Genomic DNA, 21,561 nt, shown 5'->3' on the forward strand with positions numbered 1-21,561 from the left:
TTATAAATATTCAATTCTCACTTCCATATATTCTAATTTTTCAACCACAAATGTTTTTTGATTCAAACTATCTATTATTCTTATCTAAATCTTCTTTTGTAAATGCACCTGGTAAAATTTCTCCCATATTTGTTACTATAAAATCATCTTCGCCTTTTGCAAGTATTACTTTTATTTCTGAACCTCCAAATTCACTTATAACTTGACGACAAATTCCACAAGGATAAGTATTTTCTTCTAAGCTTCCAACTACGGCAATAGCATTAATTTTAGTTTCTCCTTCTGCTATTCCACTAAAAATAGCTGTTCTTTCAGCACAGTTAGTTGCTCCAAAAGAAGCATTTTCAATATTACATCCACCATACACTTTTCCACTATCAAATAATACAGCTGCTCCTACTTTAAAATTAGAATATGGTGCATATGCCTTTTCTCTATATTTTAATGCTATTTTAACAAGTTCTTTATTCTCCATTTTTCATAACTCCTTCTATTACAATTTATTTTTTACAATATTAAAATATTTTTAGGTATATAAAAATAAACAATGATTCAAAGATGCCAATGATATTTTTTGAAATACAATGACTTGGCTTCTGCTAATAGTTGTGCTATTAGTAGGTTCCAATTGATAATTAGTTCAGAAAATAAACTAGCATATTGACTAGTTAGTTATTTGAATGTGCCTTAAGAAATATATGATGAATTTCTTATATTATTATAATTTATTTTAGGCTAGATAAGCTAACAGTATTATAAATAATACTATTAGCTTATCTTAAAAAATTAAACTTTCTTTTTCATATTAGTATTTTATTATCTCTTACCTGAATCAAATGGTTCTCCAGATGCTCTTGGAGCTTGTGAAGATTTTGAGAATAATACTAATGCAATTAAAGTAACCACATATGGGAATACTTTTAATATTACTGATGGTATAGATTCTAATGCTGGAATAACTTGAGATACATTAGCAACTGTAGTTGCAAATCCAAAGAACAGTGTAGCTCCAAGTATACCCAATGGTTTCCATTGACCAAATATTAATGCTGCTAATGCTAAAAAGCCTAGTCCTGCAACACTACCATTAAATTCCCCTGAATATGTTACAAGTATTATTGCTCCTCCAAGAGATGATAATCCTCCTGAAACTAATACTCCAATATAACGCATACGATAAACATTAATACCTGCTGCATCTGCTGCTTGTGGATGTTCTCCACAGGCTCTTAGTCTTAAACCAAAACTAGTTTTATATATTAAGAATATACTCACTACAAGTATTAACAAAACTATCCAAGTAGTAATGTATGTTTTTTTAAAAAATAAATCTCCTATTATAGGAATTGATGATAAACCTGGGATATCCATTGGATAAAACCCTGTTTGAATTCTTATACGACCACTACCTGAAATAGTTCTAGCTAAAAATACAGTTAATGCTCCTGCTATCATATTAATAGCCGTACCACTTATTACTTGGTCTGCATTTAAATTTATACTAGCAAATGCATGTAATAGTGAAAATAACATTCCAACTACAATAGATACAAGTAATCCAATCCAAAGAGGAAGAGTACTATTTGGCATTGATTGTTGTAATTTAAATATTGTTAAAGCTCCTGAGAACGATCCTATAATCATAAATCCATCAAGTCCAATATTTACAATTCCACTTCTTTCACAATATAATGCACCTAGTGAAGTAATTAATAGAGGAATTGTGTATGCAATAGCATAAGGAAAAACTTGTTGTATTATTTGCCACATATTATCTATCCTCCTTATTATTTATTTTATTGGTATTATTATTCGATTCATTGTTTGGCAATATACCTGTTCCTGTACTGCCTACTTTTTGTTCATTTTTTAATTCTCTTTTATGTTTAAACTTATTATATAACATAGGTACAACTGCACTTGTAGCTGCAAAATATATAATAGTTGCTATTATAGTATCTGCAATTTCTGGTGGAATACTTGTATTGGCATTCATAAATCCTTTTCCTGAATATAATAATCCAAAGAATATTGCTGATATAAATACACCAATTGGATTGTTGGCACCTAATAATGATACTGCGATACCATCAAAACCTTGAGTTGGCATTACACCAATTTGAATGTTAGATGCATTTCCTACATATTGAGTTACACCTGCAAGGCCTGAAAGTGCCCCTGCTATCATCATAGAATAAATTACGTTTTTATTTACAGACATACCTGCATATTCAGCAGCATCTCTATTGAATCCTACAGCCTTTAATTCATAACCTAAAACTGTCTTTGTTAATATAAATCCAACTATAATAACTGATAAAATTGCTATAAATATACCTAAGTTAATATAAGACCCATCAAATAATTTAGTAAGTATTGGTGTTTTTAATGATGCTACTTCTGGAAGTAATCTTGATTCAGTCTCTAAAGATTCTCCTTTAAAATAAGCTGGTATAGTATAATAAACTACCCAATAACAAGCCCAATTCATCATTATAGTAGATACAACTTCGTTTACATTAAATTTAGCTTTTAACAAACCGGGTATAAATGCCCAAAGTGCACCTGCAATCGCTCCCACAATTATCATAAATAATAATAGTATTGGTCTTGACATACTGTTACTATATGTTAAACCTATTGCTGTAGCAGCAAATCCACCAAATAACATTTGTCCAGGTGCTCCGATATTAAAAAGTCCTGTTTTAAATGCAAAAGCAACTGAAAGTCCTGTAAGTATTAATGGTGTAGCTGTAGCCAACGTATTACCAATTCTTTCTATATTCATTAATCCACCTCTAAATAGATATGAATATCCATCTACAGGATTATCTCCAATAAGAGCCATTAATATTGCACCTGCAATTAATCCTAATACAACTGCAAGTATAGAATTTAAAGCTTCTTTTTTACTCACGCTTCTTTCCCCCTTTGAACACCAGCCATCATTAAGCCGACTTCATTTTCGTTTGTTTCTGAAGCATTTACTGTTCCTATTAATTTACCACTATTAACGATTGCAATTCTATCTGATAAATTTAAAACTTCACTTAATTCTAAAGATATAAGTAAAACAGCTTTTCCTGCATCTCTTTGTTCTACAAGTCTTTTATGAATATATTCTATAGAACCTACATCTAATCCTCTTGTTGGTTGAACTGCTATTAATAATTCTGGATTTAATTCAATTTCACGACCAATTATAGCTTTTTGTTGATTCCCACCTGACATAGTTCTAGCAAAAGATGCTCCACCTTCACCTGATCTAACATCAAATTCTTTAATAATTTTATCAGCATAATTGTGTATAGCTTCTTTGTTTAACAGTCCATACTTAGAAAATGGTTCCCTGCCATAAACTTCAAGAACTATATTATTTTCAATAGTATAATCTAAAACTAATCCTCTTTTTTGTCTATCTTCTGGAATATGTGCTATCCCACTATCTATACGATTACGTATAGACATATTAGTAATATCCTTACCTTTAAAATATACTTTACCAGATTCTACACTTCTCATTCCTGTAATAGCTTCAACTAGCTCAGTTTGACCATTGCCTTCAACTCCAGCAATACCAAGAATTTCACCAGCTTTTACTTCAATTGAAAAATCCTTAAGACCAAGCACTTTCTTATTATTTAATACTGAAACATTATCAACTTTTAATATTACATTTCCTGGTTCTTTTTCTTCTTTATCAACCTTAAAGCTTACAGGTCTTCCAACCATCATTTCTGCCATTTTAGCTTCTGATGTTTCTTTTACATTAACTGTCCCTATATACTTTCCACGTCTAATAACAGTACAATTATCTGCAACTGCTTTAATTTCCTTAAGCTTGTGAGTTATGATAATTATAGATTTTCCTTCTTTTATAAGATTTTTCATAATTTTCATAAGTTCATCTATCTCTTGAGGTGTAAGCACTGCTGTTGGTTCATCTAAAATTAATACTTCAGCATTTCTATAAAGCATCTTTAGAATCTCAACTCTTTGTTGCATACCAACAGAAATATCCTCTATTTTAGCATATGGATCAACATTTAATGAATATTTTTCAGATAATTCTTTAATCTTCTTGGCAGCACTTTTAATATCAATAGTTAAACCTTTTTTTGGTTCACATCCTAAAATTATATTTTGAGTTACTGTAAAATTATGAACTAATTTAAAATGTTGGTGTACCATTCCTATGCCTAAATCATTTGCAACATTAGGATTAGAAATCTTAACTTCTTTTCCTCTTACCTTTATAACTCCTCTTTCTGGTTGATACATACCAAAAAGAACTGACATTAATGTAGATTTACCCGCACCATTTTCACCAAGTAATGCATGAATTTCGCCTTTTTTTAGTCTAACAGTAATGTTGTCATTTGCTACTATACCTGGGAATTCTTTACGGATATTTAGCATTTCAACTACATATTCCATAGTAGAGTCCTCCTTTTTTAGATTAGCAATTTCTAATTGCCAATTGATAATATACAATACTTCAATTCTAACTATTGTACATTGTCAATCATCAATATGTAGAAATTTAATACTTTTAATATAATATTTAACAATGAAGAAAACTACTTATTTTACTAATCCAATAATAGTTTTCTTCACTGTTATTATTCAAAATAGTATCTATTTAATAAATTAGAAATTATTTTATTAAATTTCCTTTTTCACCTGAAACTTTTATTGTTCCATCTTTAATTTTTTCAGTTACTTCTGCAACAGTTTTCATTGTTGCTTCTGATAAATTAGGATTCTTTCCTGGAATACCTACAGCATCTTTTGTAACATCAAATGTTAAAGTTTTACCACCAGGGAATTTATCTTCTTTAACTGATTTTACCATATCAAAACTTGCTGCTTCTACTTTTTTAACTGCTGAAGTAAGGATTACTGATTTACCTTCTGAATATACACCATCATCAAATTGGTCTCTATCAACACCAACAACCCAAACATTTTGTCCAGTACCTACTCTAGTTTTAGCTTCTGTTATAACACCATTACCAACACCACCAGCTGCGCAGAATATAGCTTTAACTCCTCTATCATACATTTGAGCTGCTAATTGTTGTCCTGCTGCTGTATCATTAAATGTACCTTGATATATTATATTATCTTCTTTTAATGTCATCTTAGTTCCTAAATTTTCATTAGCATAAGCAACACCTTGTTGGAAACCCCAATTAAATTTTTGTACTGCTGGTATTTCCATACCACCTATAAATCCTAAGTCTCCTTCCTTTAATTCAACACATGTAGCAACACCTGCTAAAAATCCTGCTTGATGTTCAGCAAATAATATTGAAACACTGTTTTCATCTACTTTAAACTCTGGATCTTTTCCACCACTATTTGGAGTACCATCAATTAAAACAAATTTTGCATCTTTATATTTTTCTTGTGATTTATATATAGCAGTTTCAAATTTAAAACCTGGAGTAGCTATCAATCTGAATCCAGCATCATAAAGGTTTCCTATTTCCTTCATATAATCTGCTTCAGTTTCACCATTTGGTTTTAAGTATTTAGGTTGTGCAATTCCAAGTTCTTTTTCGGCTTTCTCTATTCCTTCCCAAGTACCTTGGTTAAATGACTTATCGTCTATGGTTCCTGAGTCAGTAACCATACCTACTTTAAGTTTTTCTCCACCCTTTGAATCACCAGCTCCTGTACTTGATCCTCCACAACCTGCAAACATCGATACTGTTATTGCAGAAATAGCTAATAATGATAATAATTTCTTTTTCATTGCTTTTCCTCCTATTATCTTTAATAATATATTTAAAGTTATAAATTAAATCTATAACCCAAATTCAAATTCTCAATTAAATAAATTCTTATTATAATAATTTTTGTAAATAGTCTATATACTATTCATTTAATAAATCTTTTTTTCTGAACCTTTACAGATTATTCTTGGAGTCATTATAGATCTCCTTACTGATTTATTATTTTTATCACTTATTATTTCCCAAAGCATATCCATAGAGCTTTTTCCAAGTTTTATTGGTGAATCTTCTACATATGTAACTTGTAAGCCTACTATATCTAAGAAATCAACCCTATTAATTCCTACAATAGATATATCCTCTGGTGTTTTCTTTTTTAAATCTATAAGTGCCCTTACTACTCCCATAGTCATCATATTACTGCAAATAACTAGTGCAGTCGGTTTATCTTCCATATTCAAAATATCATTAGTTAGTTTATAAGCTATTTCTGCTTTAAAATCTGCATTAAAAATATATTTATTTAAAATTTTAATACTATTTTCTTTAAGTGCTTTTTTATACCCACAGAGCATGTCCATAGTTGCATCAGAATTTATATTTCCTGTCATTATAGCTATTTTTTTATGCCCTTCTTTTATCAATAGGTTAGTAGCATCTAATCCACATTTTATATTATCTACAAAAACTCCACTTAAATTACTATGCTTTATATCTGCTGATACCAAAACAACTGGTATATTTAATTCTTCTATTAGATCTGTGTATTTATTCTTGAAGTTGCCATCTCCAAAAGCCGGGGTCATTATTATCCCTTTAATTCTTTGAGCTTTTGAAGACTTTAAAGCTTTTAATTCTTTTTGTAAAGAATTATCTGTATTGAATAAAACTATATTTAAATTCTTTTCTTCTGCGACTTCACTTATTCCCTTTATTATTTCTCCAAAATAATTGTTAGTTATGTCCGGAACAATAATTCCTATAGTATTGGTTTCACTTTTAGAAAGGCTTCTAGCAATATCACTTGGAGTATAATTCATTTTTTTTATAACATTTAAAACCTTTTGTCTAGTTTCTTCTTTTACATACCCTGAATTATTTAATACTCTTGAAACTGTTGTAGACGATACATGTGATATTTTAGCAATATCATTTATAGTAAGCCCCATCAAAATCCTCCCTTAATACTTTCACATAACTATAAAACTATTTTATGCTTTTTGTAAACGATTAATTAATGATATTAATAACTTATTTAAATCTTTTTAATACCTTGCAATGTTACCGGTTACACAAATATAGTATTATATTATTTTAACAATGTCAACGATACGATAACCTTTTCGCTATTAAAGCACTATAAATCATTTTGTTTTTTTCTTAAATTAATATTTTATAAGTTTATTTTTGTGAATTTATTATTTTTTCATATAATTTCCATTGTTTTTTATAATATTGAATATTTATATATAAGTTACTTAATTTAAATAAAAGTAACTTTACTAAAAAATTACTTTTATGTATAATATTTAATTTGAATATATAATATCACTTTCCAAATATCAAGTCAATATATATGTATATTATTCGCCTTGTTTTATAAACAATAAAATAAGACTACTTTTAAATTAAGTAGTCTTATTTCTAATATATTTCTCTATTTATTTATTTTATTAATAAATCTTTCTATTCTTTTAAGAGCTTCTATTATATTTTCCATAGATGAAGCATAACAAGCTCTAATAAAACCTTCACCACAATCACCAAATGCGTTTCCTGGAACTGTAAGTACTTTTTCGTTTATAAGAAGTTGTTCACAAAATTCATCTGATGTCATCCCCGTTGATTTTATAGATGGAAATACATAAAATGCTCCTAAAGGTTCAAAACAGTCTAATCCCATTTTTCTAAACCCCTCAACTAATACTCTTCTTCTTCTATTATATTCTCTTACCATTTTTTCTACACTTTTATCACATTTTTTCATGGCTTCTATTGCAGCATATTGTGATGTTGTAGGAGAACACATTATAGCATATTGATGTATTTTTTTCATTTCTTCTATTAATGTCGGATGACCACATAAATATCCCAATCTCCATCCAGTCATAGCATAAGCTTTAGAAAACCCATTTATAACCAATGTCTTTTCTCTCATTTCAGGAAAAGATGCAATAGAAATATGTTCTTTATCATAACAAAGTTCTGCATATATTTCATCTGAGATAACGATTATATCTTTATCCTTTAAAACTTCTACTATTTTGGCTAATTCATTCTTAGTCATAATTGCACCAGTTGGATTATTGGGAAATGGAATTATTACCACCTTAGTTTTAGGCGTTATTGCTTCTTTTAAAAGTTCTGGTGTAAGTTTAAATTCATCTTCTTCTCTAAGATTTATAACTTTAGGTGTTGCACCTGTAAAAGTTGTACACCCTTTATATGCAACAAAACTTGGTTCTGGAATTATAACTTCATCACCAGGTCCTACTAATGCTCTAAGTGCTATATCTATTCCTTCACTTCCACCAACAGTTACTATTATTTCATCAGTTGGATTATAACTAAGATTAAATCTTCTATATAAATATTTAGATATTTCATGTCTAAGTTCTATAAATCCAGCATTTGACGAATAATGAGTATGACCTTTTTCCAATGAATAAATTCCAGCTTCTCTAACATTCCATGGAGTAACAAAATCAGGCTCTCCAACACCTAAAGATATAACATCTTCCATTTCATTAATCATATCAAAATATTTTCTTATTCCTGAAGGTGGCATTTCTCTTACATTCTTCTTAATCATATTCTCTAGTATCATATAAATATTGCCTCCCTATCATCTATTTTCTCTTCTTTAAATATTGTTCCATGATCTTTATATTTTCTTAAAACAAAATGTGTGCTAGTACTTACCACATATTGTTGTATTGCAAGTTTTTCTGATACAAAAAGAGCTACTTCCTTCATAGTTTTTCCTTCTACTATAACTGTTAAATCAAATCCACCAGACATTAAATAACAAGCTGTAACTTCTGGAAATTTATATATTCTTTCTGCAACTTTATCAAAACCTTCTCCCCTTTGAGGAGTTATTCTAACTTCAATTAATGCTGTTACAATTTCTTTACCTGTATTCTCCCAATTAACCAAAGTAGTATATCCTGCTATAATGCTTTTATCTTCATAATCTTTAATTGCTTCTTTAACCTCATCAACACCTTTTCCAGACATAGTTGCTATCTGTTCATGAGTATAACGACTATTTTGTTCTAATATTTCTAGTATTTCTTCCATAAATAAATACCTCCTTAAAATTAATGACTATTAGGCCTATGAAAATAAATAACAAGTCAAAGATGCCACGAATATTTTATGAATACAATGACTTTAATTCTACTAATAGTTGTGCTATTAGTAGATTTCAGGGAATAAGTAGTTCACAAAATAAACTAGCATACTGACTAGTTATTTATTTGAATGTGCCTTAGATAAAATTTTAATTGTAATATACATCTCTAAAACTTAATTCTTTATTTAATTAGCTTTTCAAACTAAAAAAATTTTATACTTTTCTATATAAAAAAGTGGGTATATCACACTTTTTAGTTGAGAATAGAGAGTTGAGAATTTTAGCTGGAAATCTTAAAGACCTTATAAATATATATTTTTTTATATATTTTTTAAAACTCCACTACCCCCATTTATAAGTATACATTTGGTGATTATATATTTAAAATACAGTATTTTATAAGTTACCCAAAGACCTTCCAGCTACATAATTTCCTAAATAAAAAAACCCCCATCCCCAACAAGGGACGAAGGATAAACTACGCGGTACCACCCTAATAAGTATAACTACTCACTCCATAGAAGTGTTATAAACACTTCAACCTCTATAACGTAAGGAACACGTCATCATCTAATTAAGAATATTAATTCTTATTTTTCAATGTGAAATTCAAAGGCTGCTTCTATAAAGTTTACTTACTGGACTCCCACCGCATATCCAACTCTCTGAAAAGCTTACTAAATATACTCTTCCTTATCACAATTTTTAACATATCATTTTAATATATTATACCTATACATTGGTTTAAATTCAATAGTATATCATGTTATTTTTATTAATTTGCTAATTAGCTTAGATAAAATTACTTTTTACTTTTACTTTTTAACTAACACATAACAACTTAATTTAGGTATTTTTAACACATTTCCTTCTATATATGTTAATTCCTCTATTCCTGCTTTATTCTCATTAACTATTACACTCCAACTGCTTTTATCTAACTTAATTTCTTCAGAATTAAAATTTGCGTTATATATTATACATATTTCTTTCCACTTACTTTGTAAATTATTTAAATTTATTTTAAAAGCAACTATCTTATCATTATAAAAATTTATATTTTTCTCTAAAAATCTTAAATTTTCTCTTATCTCATTACTACTATTCATCCTAAATCCTTTGCAAAATTTTCTTAACTTTATAAGACCTTTATAATAATCTAATATATCTTTATATTTTATCCTTCTGCTCCAATCTAATGCATTGACATAATCAGGAGCATTATAACTATTACTATTTAAGCTTCCATCTTTATTTTTCTTAGTTCGCAAAAATTCTTCTCCTGCTTGAAAAAAAGCAATTCCTTGAGATGTTAAAACTATAGCTGCTGATAATTTATTCATTGATTTTAAATCTTCTTCTAAATAATTTCTATTAGCCATACACAATTTATCCCATAACGTATAATTATCATGTGATGAAGTATACGTAACTGTTTGATAGGGCTCATTTGCCCATGGAAATTTACTATATCTTAATTTATCATATTTTATCTGATCATGTTTTACAGAAGCAACTACTCCAAATTTTATAGTTTCTTCTAAATTATATTCTCCACTTATAAACCCTTTTGAGTTTGAGTCAAAAACATTTCCTTTTATTCCATCTCTAATATCATCACTAAAAACTGCTAATTTCATATCTCCAAATTTACTTATATTAAATTTAATAGTTTTATCCCAATCTGGTAAAGGTGATACTCCCCCAGTCCATCCTTCTCCATACATAAGTATAGACTTATCTATCTTATCTAGCTTTCTCCTTATATCTTTCATAATTTCTATATCATATAACCCCATTAAATCAAATCTAAATCCATCTATATGATATTCTTTTGCCCAATAAATTATAGAGTCAATTATAAATTTCTTAACCATATTTCTCTCAGTAGCTAGTTCATTTCCACATCCTGATCCATTTGAAAACCTACCATCACTATTTTGCCTATAGTAATAATTAGGAACTATACAATTTAAATTAGAATTATAACCTGAATGAGTATGATTATAAACAACATCCATGACTATTCTTATTCCATATTCATGCAAAGTTTTAATCATATTTTTAAACTCTATTATTCTCTTTTCTCCATTAAACGGATCTAATGAATATGAGCCCTCTGGTACATTAAAATTTTTAGGATCATATCCCCAATTATAATTTTTAGGATTTGATTCATCTACTGTAGCATAATCAAATATAGGCATTAAATGAATATGAGTTATTCCCAGATCTCTTATATATTCTAAACATGTTGGAATATTAGTTCCCGGTATATGGGTTCCTTTTTCATATACACCATCATACTTACCTCTAAATTTCTCAGTAACACCAGAGGTTTCACTTACTGAAAAATCTCTTATATGCATTTCATATATAATAGCATCTGTTGGACTTATAAATTTAGGCTTAATATCATTCTCCCATCCTTCTGGATTTGTGGATTGCAAGTCAATTACCATTCCCATATTTCCATTTACATTAACTGCTTTAGCATATGGATCAACAACTTCTATTTCATTTTCTCCATTATTAACTATATAGTTATAATAAACCCCATTTAAATCTTCATAAATTTCCAGACTCCATATTCCTTTTTCTTTTTTTTCCATATCCAAAATCTTATTTTCTTTTTTATAATATAAAACTATTTTTACAGTTTTAGAAACTGGAGCCCATAATATAAACTCTGTTTTTTCTTTTGAATAAATTGCACCTAACTTACCACAATAATTTTCATGTTCATATAATATGGATTGCATCATAATTCTTAGCACCTCTAATACTTTTAATAAATTTATATTTAAAACCTTATTTTTAAATATATGGATAATATTTCAAAACATATACTTATATTATAACATTTTTGAAAATTAAGATACGTAAAATTAATAAAAAAATAGTCAAAGTAACTATAGATCTAATAAAATATAATCTAAATTATCTACATATACTTTAAAAATAAAAAATGACTAAGGATACTCATATAAATCCTTAGTCATTTTTAACTCTATTGTAATTTTAATTTTTTCTCATTATAAATTGTTATACCTAAGGTTAATGTTAAACCTCCCCATAAAACTATTGCTCCTAATGCAAAAAACGTAGTTGCTATACTATTCATTAAAAATTCCTCCTATAGATTATTAATCATTCAAATCATTTATATTTTTATTTTTCCATGTTTTTTTACTTATAATAATTGCTCCCAATATTCCAATTAATATTGCACTCCATCCATACATAAATAATGCTTTTAATGGATATCCTCCATATGGAGACTTAATTTCTGTAATCACACTTTGTATTAACATAAATATTAATATTGCAGGAGTTATATATTTAACTGTAGCATCCCACCATTTACCAATTCTAAAATATGATATTTCATTGGTGTGTTCTCTTATTATATATGGTTTTAATATCCAGCCTACTAAAAGTACTTCTAATAATCCCACAACAACTATTCCATAATTATTTATAAAGTTATCTATTATATCTAACAGATATAATGCTCCTCCAGTTGCAAAAATTATGCTCATTAAAAAGCCTATCATACAAATCACTGTTATTACCTTATTACGTTTCCATCCAAATTTATCTATAAACGGAGCTGATACTGCTTCTGTTAAAGAAACAGAAGATGTTATCCCTGCAAATATTAAACAAGCAAAGAATAATACCCCTAATATTGTTCCCCACAATCCCATAGCATTGAATACTGTTGGAAAAACTATAAATGCAAGCCCAACTCCACTTGATACTACTTCTGATACTGGAACTCCTTGTACTGTAGCCATATATCCCAATATTCCAAATACTGCTATAGCACATAAAAATTCAAAACCACAATTAGCAAAAGCTGTCATAAATGCGCTATTGTTAATATCTGTTTTCTTAGGTAGATAACTTGAATATGTCACCATTATTCCCATTGCTAAACTTAATGAAAAAAACACTTGCCCATACGCTGCTACCCAAACTTTTGGATCTAATACCTTCGACCAATCTGGTGTAAATAATGTATTTAATCCTAAAGTTGCTCCTTCTAATGTTGTACCTCTGATAGCTATAACAATCATAATTCCTATTAAGGTTGGTAATAATACTTTATTTACTTTTTCTATTCCACCTTTTATTCCCTTATAACATATAGTCCAGTTTATTATCCAAATTAAAGATATTCCTATTAATATAGGCCATACCATACCACCAATTTCAAATGGTGATGATGTTAATTTTAAAAAATCACTATAGAAAAAAGAATTAGAATCACTTCCCCAACTCTTATTAAAACTAAATTTTAAATAATTAATAGCCCAACTTAAAATCATCGAGTAATAAGACAATATCATAAATGCGCTAATTGTAGGCCACCAACCAAGCCACTCCCATTTTTTATTAGCTCTTGACATTGCAAGTGGTGTTGAACCCTTATATTTATGACCCATTCCATATTCTAATATTAATAATGGTATACCTGCAGTAAAAATAGCAAAAAAATATGGAATTAAAAATGCTCCTCCACCATTTGAATATGCTACATACGGAAATCTCCATATATTACCCAAGCCTACTGCTGAACCTACTGCTGAAAGAATAAATCCTAATTTTGTACCCCATTGATCTCTACTTTCATTCATGTCAACTTTCCCCCTTTGTAAATAATAAATAAAGCCTCTAATCTTAATTGTATTTATATAATATAATAATTTAATATTTTTTTCAATGCTTTATTGAAAAAAAAATATTTTTATAGTGTTTATATTGAAAATATATTTTTAAAATAAGTATATTTTTGCGTTTTTGTTAATTGATTTATTGAAATTATTTTTTGTTTTTACATATTATGTTACTTTACTAAAGAACTAATAATTATAAAAAAAATTTTTATTAAGCTATGTTATTAATCTATAATAGTAGTTTCTACATTATTAGCATCTATATCCCTTAATGTTTTTACAAATACGAAGAAATATACCCATTCTTGGAAAATAAAAAAGGTAATATAAATAGTTCTAAAATTTATTTACATAATTTAATAATCAAACTAAATATAAAAAAAATGGTTAAATAGATAAAAGCTGACTTTTGTTAAATACAAAAATCAGCTTTTATCTATTTATATAATTTATAATATACAGGCACGAGTGTTTACATAAGAGTTATGTTTAGAATTAATTATTTATTTGAATGTGCCTTATCTTATTTTTCAATTATTCAGTTATATAATCAACAACCTCTATGATATTATTTTCTATTCCGATTATACTTTTTTCATTCAAAATATAATCTTCTATTATGTTAATAGCATCTTTAGTAATTACTTCTCCAGGACAAACTAAAGGTATTCCTGGTGGATAAGGTATTATCATGTTTTTAGATATTTTATCTTTACTTCTTTCAATTTTACATTTTATTCCTTTTAACTTAAAAACTTCATATGGTTCTAATTTCTTATCCGGAATAAAATTATAATATTTAGCATCAGTACTTCTATCATTTTTTAATATTTCTAAGTCTAAATTTTCTATTACCTTATAAATACATTCAAAATTACTTTCAGTATTAAATGGAGATAATATTAAAATTACACCTCTAGAAAAACTCATTTCTGCTTGTATTTTATTTTCTCTTAAATAATTTAAAAACTTATGTCCACTATATCCTTTTGGTAATATCATAATATATCTAGTTATATCTATATCATATTTGGCTTGTAAATCTTCCTTAGAAAGTATAATAACTTTATTTAAAGCATTAATTTGATTTTTATATTTTTCACAATTATCTATTAAATTTTTATAATCATATTTTCCATAATTATCTAAATAGTATCTAGCATAATCTAAAGAAGCCATAATTAAATATGATGGTGAAGTACTCATAAAGCTTTTTAAATAAAACTCTATACTTTCACTATCATTATTAACCAAAAGATATGCACCTTGAGTTAATGCTGGTAAAGTTTTATGTGCACTTAAAACTACATAATCTGCCAAATAATAAATATCTTTAGGTAACTTTTCATTTTGTCCAAAATGTGCTCCATGAGCTGCATCTATAATAATTTTTAAGTTTTTATTCTTTAAATCTTTTATAATTTCTTCAATATCATATGTTATTCCAAAATAATTGGGATAAGTTAAAATTATGCCTTTAGGATTAATAATTTTCTGTAACGTATTATATATATTTTCCTTATTAGGTGGTAAAAATATATCTTTCTCAAAATCTATTATAGGTTCTATATATTTAACTTTTAATTTTCTTAATATTAGTGCATTGTATATAGATTTATGGCAATTTCTTTCTACTATTACTTCATCACCTTCATCAAATGCATCAAATATTGAAGATAAATTTCCACATGAACTTCCATTAACTAAAAAATACGCTTTTTTTGAATTATAAGTTTTACTTAAAAGCTCTTGTGCTTCCTTTATAACTCCTTCTGGACAATGTAGATTATCCAAAGGATCTACTTCAGTAATATCAAGTGAACCTAATTTTTCCTCAAATTCTTTTCCAATATCATCTCTTAAAAATCCTAATCCTGCTTTATTGCCTGGCATAGAGAGTAATAAATTATTTTCTTTATGATATTTTATTAATTCTTTTAACAATGGAATACGTCCCTTCATACTACTTTTCCTTCCTTTTTATGTTTTTAATTAACATTTTATCTTTCAGTTAGAAGTGGATATTTTCATAATCAATGTGGCATTGTAATTTGATTTTGACAATACTTAATGAGTATTGTCACATTTGCTACTTGTATCAATTTTATATTGAAAACAAGCTAAAATGGCACTATAGGCATTTTTAGTATTCCTAAGTTCAATTACTCAGTCCACTTTGAGTACTTCATATATCAACTACTTTTCAAGATATAATTTCTATAGATGCATTTTTTAATATTTTTATTGCTACATCAAATATCTCTTCTTTTGTTATATTCTCTAAGTTTTCATTTGTATATATTTTATAATCACCAAACATAGTATCATAAGTTGAAATTTCTTTTGCTAATACAATACTTTTTTCTTCTTTAAATAACTTCTTTAATTTATAAGACTTTACTAATTGCTCAAAATCTTCTAAAGTCATCTTATTTTTTATTTCACTTAATTTATTTATACAATCATCTATTAGTTCTATTGCTGTATCCACATTTTTCTTTGCAGTACTAAATGTAATTTTATAGAGTTTTATATATTTTTCATGAGCTATATTTGTAATAACATCATAAACTAGTCCATTCTTAGTTCTTAGTGTATCAAATAATACTGAATTTACTCCTTGTCCAAAATATTCATCAAATATTCTTAAATATTTAAGTTCATAATTACTTAATTCATGTATAGGATACACCATTTGTACTTTACATGTTTTTATTCCATCTCTTTTATTTGTAAACTTATTACCTACATTATTTTCATAAAAAACATCTTTTATTTTATTATGTTTTGCTTCCCATATTCCGAAATATTTTTCTACTATTTTTTTAACTTCTGCAAACTCTAATGAACTTATTACAGCAATAGACGCATTTCCTGGAAAATAAAATTCTTCATAGAATTTTTTAACATCTTTTAATTTTATAGATTTTAATTGTTCTTGAACTCCTATTATAGGATATTTTATTCTTCTATTTTCAAAAGAATTAAAAAATAATTTATCTTCACAGTATTGTTCAACTTCTTCATCCCACTCATTAAGTTCTTCTATTATAACATTCATTTCTTCTTTAAATCCCTCTTCAATAAATTGTGGATTTATGATTATGTCTGAAAATATTTCTAAACCTTTTTCAAGTTCCTCACTAAGTAAAGTTCCATAATATATAACATAAGGATAATTAGTCATTGCATTATGAAATCCAAATATAGAACTTAAATCTTTATTTATTTGCGCTTCATTTCTTTTTTTAGTATTTTTAAATACCATATGTTCAGTAACATGAGCTATTCCTAAAATATCTCTTTCCACACCAGCTCCAGCTTCTAAAGATATACAAATAGATGATAACTCAGACTCACTTTTTTTATATATCAACTTTAAATTATTTTCAAAAATATATTCTTTCAAAAAGTCCTCCCCCTAAAAGATATCTATTTAAATATATATCTTTTTATCATAAATAAAAAATATATACTAAAGTTTAAATTACTTCTACAATGATTTATTATAACATTACGATGTTTTGAAAAACAAAATATATATTATATTTGCACAAATTATATATAATACTAAATCAAAAAACTCCAGTAATAAATAATTACTGGAGCAAATATCATAATTTTTAAAATATATAATTAAACATAAACTAGTAGGTATATGAAAATAAATACGACGGATATTTTATGAAATACAATAACTTGAACCTACTAATAGTTGTGCTATTAGTAGGTTCAAAGGAAGAAGTAGTTCACAAAATAAACTAGTATACTGACTAGTTATTTATTTAAATGTGCCTTATATTAACTAAAGTTTAAATTTGTTTACTTCTTCTGTAAGAATATTTGAATATTCCTGTAACTTTTCAACTTCAGCACTTAGGCTTCTCATACTTAATAATTGTTCTTTAGATATACTACTAATTTCTTCAGTAGATGCAGTTGTTTGTTCTGATGCTGCAGAAGTATTTTGAATTATATCTAAAATATTATCCTTATTTCCTATCATAGTTTTATTATACTCTACAATTTTATCTATAATTTCTGATAAGTTAAATAACTCTCCAGAAAGTTTATTGAAGATTTCTTCAGTTTCTACCACAGCTTTATTATTTTTATTAACTACAGCAATATTTTCTTCAACTGAAATAACTGCATTATTAGATTTCTCTTGTATTGAATCTATTTTTCCTCTTATCTCATTAGTAAATTTACTAGTTTCTTCTGCTAATTTCTTAACTTCTTCTGCAACTACAGTAAATCCTTTTCCACTTTCCCCTGCTCGTGCTGCTTCAATAGATGCATTTAAAGCTAAAAGATTTGTTTGATTTGCAATTTCATTAATTGTATCAACTATGCTACTTATTTCTTTAGAATGACTGTCTACATCCATAACTATAGATTTTATATTATTAGAAATTTTTTTATTTTTTTCTGAACAATTAGATAAATTGTTCATAACACTAATGCCTTGATCACTTAAAGCCTTAGTATAATTTATTTTATCGAAAGTTATTATTGTTTCATCAGATATATTATCTATTTCATTGCTTAAGTCATTTATTTGTGAAACTTCTTCTTGAATATCTTCTGACTGTTTTTGTGAACTACTGGCTATTTCTGATATTGCATTCGAAATTCCATCTAATGAATTAATAGACATTTCTGTAGTATTTACTAACTTATTTGAAAATTCATTTATTTCATTAGAAGTATGTTTTATTGATGAGGCCATTGTTTTAAGCATATTTCTCATATTTAAAATGGATTTTGATATATTACCTACTTCATCTTGTCTTAAAGCATACCTTTCTAATAAATTATTTTCTGTAAAATTTAAGTTACTTGTATCATCAATAATCTTCATAATCTCCTTTAACGGCTTTAAAAGTTTATTTAAAAGAACAACTAATAATATGGCAAGCACAATTATTGATACAACTGTAATTAAAATTTGTACTTTTGCAAAATCATTTATAACTGAATTAATACCTGTTATAGGTATTCCTATATCTAATGAACCGTATATTTGTCCATTTATATTTATAGGAACCATAATATCATATGTCCATACCTTTTGAACATCCGCATAAAATTTGCTTGATGCTATTTTACCATTCTTAACAACATCTACTGTATAATCATCATCATATACTTTCCCTATCTTTTGTTTATCACTATGTGCTATTGCTTTAATATTTTTATCTATTATAACCATATATGCAATGTTATCTAAATCAGCTTTCTTATTAACTAATTCTTGCAATTTTTCAATAGGATTGTCTTCATTCTCAATTATATACTCAACTAATGAATTCATTTCATTTGCTACTTCAATTGATTTATCTAATAATACCTTAGTCATACTTTTCTTTATATTGAATATACTTATTATCGTTATTAACGAAAAAATAACTAATAAAGATATTAATATAACTCCTGTGAGTAAATTTTTTATTGACTTTTTATTAACTTTATCATTTTTCATATTTTTGCCCCCTATATCTTCTTTATTTTTAATTATCGAACATATTTTAGCATAAATTTATATACTACTTATTTTTTATAAATAAAGTTACATTTTAGCAAAATTTTGCATTATTTTTTCAGAATTTATTTTTGTTCTATTTAAATAAAATAAAAATATATTATAAAACAATTATTTATAATATTTAATAAATAAAAAATGGAGCTTCGTTTTTTAGTCATACCCACTTTACAAACGTAGTGCAAGAATACTGGTTAGCATATGATTATTTTTTATTCTTTATGTAATACTTATAATACCTTTTAAATACAGTATTTTGTAAATTGTCCACATATTCGTTTCATAAAAAATAAAACCCATGAATTAACAAGATTCCTCTCTATATTAATACATGGGTTTATATCTACACTAAACATTTATAAATTATATAATAACATATTTATATATTCTATTCAGCTTTAAGTGCTATAGCACACTCAATTCTCTTCTTTTGCATTTTACATCCTATTTCATATGGAATTTTCATGTCACCATTAAAGTTAAAGTTATTAGCTTGGCAACCACCACTACAATAGAATTTAGCCCAACAATCTTTACATTTAGGCTTATTATATATATGTGCTTTCTTAAATTCCTTACCTAAGTCAGCATCATAAGTATCATCATATATACTTCCTAATTTGAATTCTTCTCTCCCAACAAATTGATGACATGGATAAACATCACCTTGAGGAGTTATTGCTACATATTCAAATCCTGCACCACAGCCTGAAATTCTCTTATAAACACAAGGTCCACCTTGAAGATCTATATTAAAATGATAGAAGTTAAATTCATCTTTTCCTTCTCTCTTTCTCTTAGCCATTTCTTCATATAGCTTGTCATAATTTTCAAAAATAGTTTCTAAATCCTCTTCTCTTAAAGAAAGTGCATGCTCATCTGGTAAAACTACTGGTTCAATTGATATTTCATCAAACCCTTCATTTATCATAGCCATAACATCTTCATAAAAATCTGTATTATTTCTTGTAAATGTTCCTCTAACATAGAATGTTTTTCCTTTAGTTCTTCTCTTTATCATTTCTTTTATGTTAGGTATTATATCATCATATGATCCACTTCCGTCTGCCTTAATTCTAACATTATCATTAACGCATTTTCTTCCATCTAATGATAATATTATATTTCCCATTTCTTTATCCATAAAATCCATCATTTCAGGATTTAAAAGAGTAGCATTAGTTGTCATTGTGAATCTTATGTTCTTATTCCATTTCTTTTCATTATCTCTAGCATATTTAATAATATCTTTTATAGTGTCCATTATCATAGTTGGTTCTCCACCAAATAAATCTATTTCTATGTTTTTTCTTGGACCACTTCTCTTTACAACATAATCAATTGCTTTTTTAGCAACATCAAGGCTCATTACACCTTTATGCCCATGATATTCTCCTTCATCTGCAAAACAATATTTACATCTTAAATTGCATCCATGAATAATATTTAGACAAACAGCTTTTATGTAATCTCTATCATCCATAGAGCTATGAGCTATTTCTTCATATTGATCTTTAGAATAAAGTATTCCATTATCTATAAGTTCAAGTATTTCATCATATGCTTCTAAAATAACATTTTCTTCATATTTATTATTTAAAGCCTTAATAAGCTCTTCTTTAGATTTTAATTTATCATCATCAACTAAGTCATATACTAATTCATCAACTACATGTACAGCACCTGTATTTACGTCTAAAACAAAAAAGTTTTCACCTTGTTTAAATTTGTGTATTAAAGCCACAATCTTTTCCTCCTAAATATATAATAAAAAGTAAGCAGTAACTACATAGTTACTGCTGTAAAAATTAGTTTTCGCATTCTAAGTTTGCAACTGTGCAAGATGTCTTACATGCTGATTGACATGAGTTAGCACATTCTTTGCATCCTGGTTTGCATAAACTGTTCTTTATATTTGTTTTATTGATTGTTTTAATGTGTTTCATTAAAAAATCCCTCCATTCAAAAATATACGGTGTAATTATACCATAATAGTTCAAAGTATTAAAGCTTAAGCTTTCCACCTTTTTAATTTATACTCAAATTATAGAATTAATATTCTTTAATTATACCACTTATGTAATAATTGATAAGTTTAAAATTACACTTCTTCGTTGAAAATGGATAATTGAGAAGTTTGATTAAAACTGTTAAGACTTTCTAAAAATATATATTTAAAATTCTATAACAGATTTTTTCCCAGAATTCCCAATTAATATTTGATTTAGCTTAGAT

At 26.9% G+C, this 21,561-nt stretch carries 16 protein-coding genes and 1 other annotated feature; all 16 genes read right to left on the bottom strand.

What is annotated here, in order from left to right; translation table 11 throughout:
- Window positions 1–67: 67 nt before the first annotated feature.
- The 16 genes from BGI42_RS11840 to scfA all read right to left on the bottom strand — a co-directional run bounded on the left by BGI42_RS11840 (window position 68) and on the right by scfA (window position 21,272).
- Entirely contained in the window at window positions 68–475 is a 408-nt protein-coding gene (locus BGI42_RS11840; protein ID WP_069680497.1) for a cytidine deaminase, read from the bottom strand.
- Between the two features lie 341 nt (window positions 476–816).
- A complete protein-coding gene (locus tag BGI42_RS11845; protein ID WP_069680498.1) occupies window positions 817–1,770 on the bottom strand; it encodes an ABC transporter permease in 954 nt (317 codons plus the stop codon).
- A gap of 1 nt (window position 1,771) precedes the next feature.
- The gene (locus BGI42_RS11850) at window positions 1,772–2,917 is read right to left on the bottom strand and encodes an ABC transporter permease (protein WP_069680499.1); all 1,146 of its coding nucleotides are present in this window, start codon (window positions 2,915–2,917) and stop codon (window positions 1,772–1,774) included.
- The gene (locus tag BGI42_RS11855) at window positions 2,914–4,437 is read right to left on the bottom strand and encodes an ABC transporter ATP-binding protein (protein WP_069680500.1); all 1,524 of its coding nucleotides are present in this window, start codon (window positions 4,435–4,437) and stop codon (window positions 2,914–2,916) included. The genes BGI42_RS11850 and BGI42_RS11855 overlap by 4 nt, the downstream gene beginning before the upstream one ends.
- 220 nt (window positions 4,438–4,657) lie before the next feature.
- Window positions 4,658–5,761: a BMP family lipoprotein gene (locus BGI42_RS11860; RefSeq protein ID WP_069680501.1), complete on the bottom strand. Its 1,104-nt coding sequence runs from the start codon at window positions 5,759–5,761 to the stop codon at window positions 4,658–4,660.
- A gap of 129 nt (window positions 5,762–5,890) precedes the next feature.
- Window positions 5,891–6,910 carry a LacI family DNA-binding transcriptional regulator gene (locus tag BGI42_RS11865; protein WP_069680502.1) on the bottom strand — a complete coding sequence of 340 codons (1,020 nt, stop codon included), beginning with the start codon at window positions 6,908–6,910 and terminating at the stop codon, window positions 5,891–5,893.
- A gap of 488 nt (window positions 6,911–7,398) precedes the next feature.
- Window positions 7,399–8,568 (bottom strand): aminotransferase class I/II-fold pyridoxal phosphate-dependent enzyme, encoded by a 1,170-nt coding sequence (locus BGI42_RS11870; RefSeq protein WP_069680503.1) that lies wholly within the window; start codon window positions 8,566–8,568, stop codon window positions 7,399–7,401.
- A complete protein-coding gene (locus tag BGI42_RS11875; protein ID WP_069680504.1) occupies window positions 8,565–9,044 on the bottom strand; it encodes an Lrp/AsnC family transcriptional regulator in 480 nt (159 codons plus the stop codon). The genes BGI42_RS11870 and BGI42_RS11875 overlap by 4 nt, the downstream gene beginning before the upstream one ends.
- 514 nt (window positions 9,045–9,558) lie before the next feature.
- Window positions 9,559–9,808: a binding site (T-box leader), on the bottom strand.
- Window positions 9,809–9,914: 106 nt separating this feature from the next.
- Complete coding sequence (gene pulA / locus BGI42_RS11880) at window positions 9,915–11,864, bottom strand: type I pullulanase (RefSeq protein WP_084023884.1); 1,950 nt, start codon at window positions 11,862–11,864, stop codon at window positions 9,915–9,917.
- 245 nt (window positions 11,865–12,109) lie between these two features.
- Complete coding sequence (locus BGI42_RS11885; RefSeq protein WP_105165926.1) at window positions 12,110–12,223, bottom strand: MetS family NSS transporter small subunit; 114 nt, start codon at window positions 12,221–12,223, stop codon at window positions 12,110–12,112.
- A gap of 22 nt (window positions 12,224–12,245) precedes the next feature.
- Window positions 12,246–13,742, bottom strand: coding sequence for a sodium-dependent transporter (locus BGI42_RS11890; RefSeq protein WP_069680505.1), 1,497 nt, complete (start codon window positions 13,740–13,742; stop codon window positions 12,246–12,248).
- Window positions 13,743–14,315: 573 nt separating this feature from the next.
- Window positions 14,316–15,743 (bottom strand): aminotransferase class I/II-fold pyridoxal phosphate-dependent enzyme, encoded by a 1,428-nt coding sequence (locus tag BGI42_RS11895; protein WP_069680506.1) that lies wholly within the window; start codon window positions 15,741–15,743, stop codon window positions 14,316–14,318.
- Between the two features lie 241 nt (window positions 15,744–15,984).
- Complete coding sequence (locus tag BGI42_RS11900; protein WP_069680507.1) at window positions 15,985–17,190, bottom strand: M16 family metallopeptidase; 1,206 nt, start codon at window positions 17,188–17,190, stop codon at window positions 15,985–15,987.
- Window positions 17,191–17,586: 396 nt separating this feature from the next.
- Window positions 17,587–19,266: a methyl-accepting chemotaxis protein gene (locus BGI42_RS11905; protein WP_069680508.1), complete on the bottom strand. Its 1,680-nt coding sequence runs from the start codon at window positions 19,264–19,266 to the stop codon at window positions 17,587–17,589.
- A 448-nt stretch (window positions 19,267–19,714) separates the two neighbouring features.
- Window positions 19,715–21,070 (bottom strand): thioether cross-link-forming SCIFF peptide maturase, encoded by a 1,356-nt coding sequence (scfB, locus tag BGI42_RS11910; protein WP_069680509.1) that lies wholly within the window; start codon window positions 21,068–21,070, stop codon window positions 19,715–19,717.
- 64 nt (window positions 21,071–21,134) lie between these two features.
- Window positions 21,135–21,272, bottom strand: a complete 138-nt coding sequence (scfA, locus tag BGI42_RS11915) for a six-cysteine ranthipeptide SCIFF (RefSeq protein ID WP_003371542.1) — start codon at window positions 21,270–21,272, stop codon at window positions 21,135–21,137.
- Between the last annotated feature and the right edge of the window lie 289 nt (window positions 21,273–21,561).

The sequence above is a fragment of the Clostridium taeniosporum genome, from assembly GCF_001735765.2.
Lineage (GTDB): Bacteria > Bacillota > Clostridia > Clostridiales > Clostridiaceae > Clostridium > Clostridium taeniosporum.

Bases quoted from the DNA above. Each gene is read 5' to 3' on its own strand.
- BGI42_RS11870 (WP_069680503.1), bottom strand. From the start codon at position 8,568: ATGATACTAGAGAATATGATTAAGAAGAATGTAAGAGAAATGCCACCT.
- BGI42_RS11895 (WP_069680506.1), bottom strand. From the start codon at position 15,743: ATGAAGGGACGTATTCCATTGTTAAAAGAATTAATAAAATATCATAAA.
- BGI42_RS11890 (WP_069680505.1), bottom strand. From the start codon at position 13,742: ATGAATGAAAGTAGAGATCAATGGGGTACAAAATTAGGATTTATTCTT.
- BGI42_RS11860 (WP_069680501.1), bottom strand. From the start codon at position 5,761: ATGAAAAAGAAATTATTATCATTATTAGCTATTTCTGCAATAACAGTA.
- BGI42_RS11905 (WP_069680508.1), bottom strand. From the start codon at position 19,266: ATGAAAAATGATAAAGTTAATAAAAAGTCAATAAAAAATTTACTCACA.
- BGI42_RS11845 (WP_069680498.1), bottom strand. From the start codon at position 1,770: ATGTGGCAAATAATACAACAAGTTTTTCCTTATGCTATTGCATACACA.
- BGI42_RS11865 (WP_069680502.1), bottom strand. From the start codon at position 6,910: ATGGGGCTTACTATAAATGATATTGCTAAAATATCACATGTATCGTCT.
- BGI42_RS11885 (WP_105165926.1), bottom strand. From the start codon at position 12,223: ATGAATAGTATAGCAACTACGTTTTTTGCATTAGGAGCAATAGTTTTA.
- BGI42_RS11855 (WP_069680500.1), bottom strand. From the start codon at position 4,437: ATGGAATATGTAGTTGAAATGCTAAATATCCGTAAAGAATTCCCAGGT.
- BGI42_RS11875 (WP_069680504.1), bottom strand. From the start codon at position 9,044: ATGGAAGAAATACTAGAAATATTAGAACAAAATAGTCGTTATACTCAT.
- pulA (WP_084023884.1), bottom strand. From the start codon at position 11,864: ATGATGCAATCCATATTATATGAACATGAAAATTATTGTGGTAAGTTA.
- scfA (WP_003371542.1), bottom strand. From the start codon at position 21,272: ATGAAACACATTAAAACAATCAATAAAACAAATATAAAGAACAGTTTA.
- BGI42_RS11840 (WP_069680497.1), bottom strand. From the start codon at position 475: ATGGAGAATAAAGAACTTGTTAAAATAGCATTAAAATATAGAGAAAAG.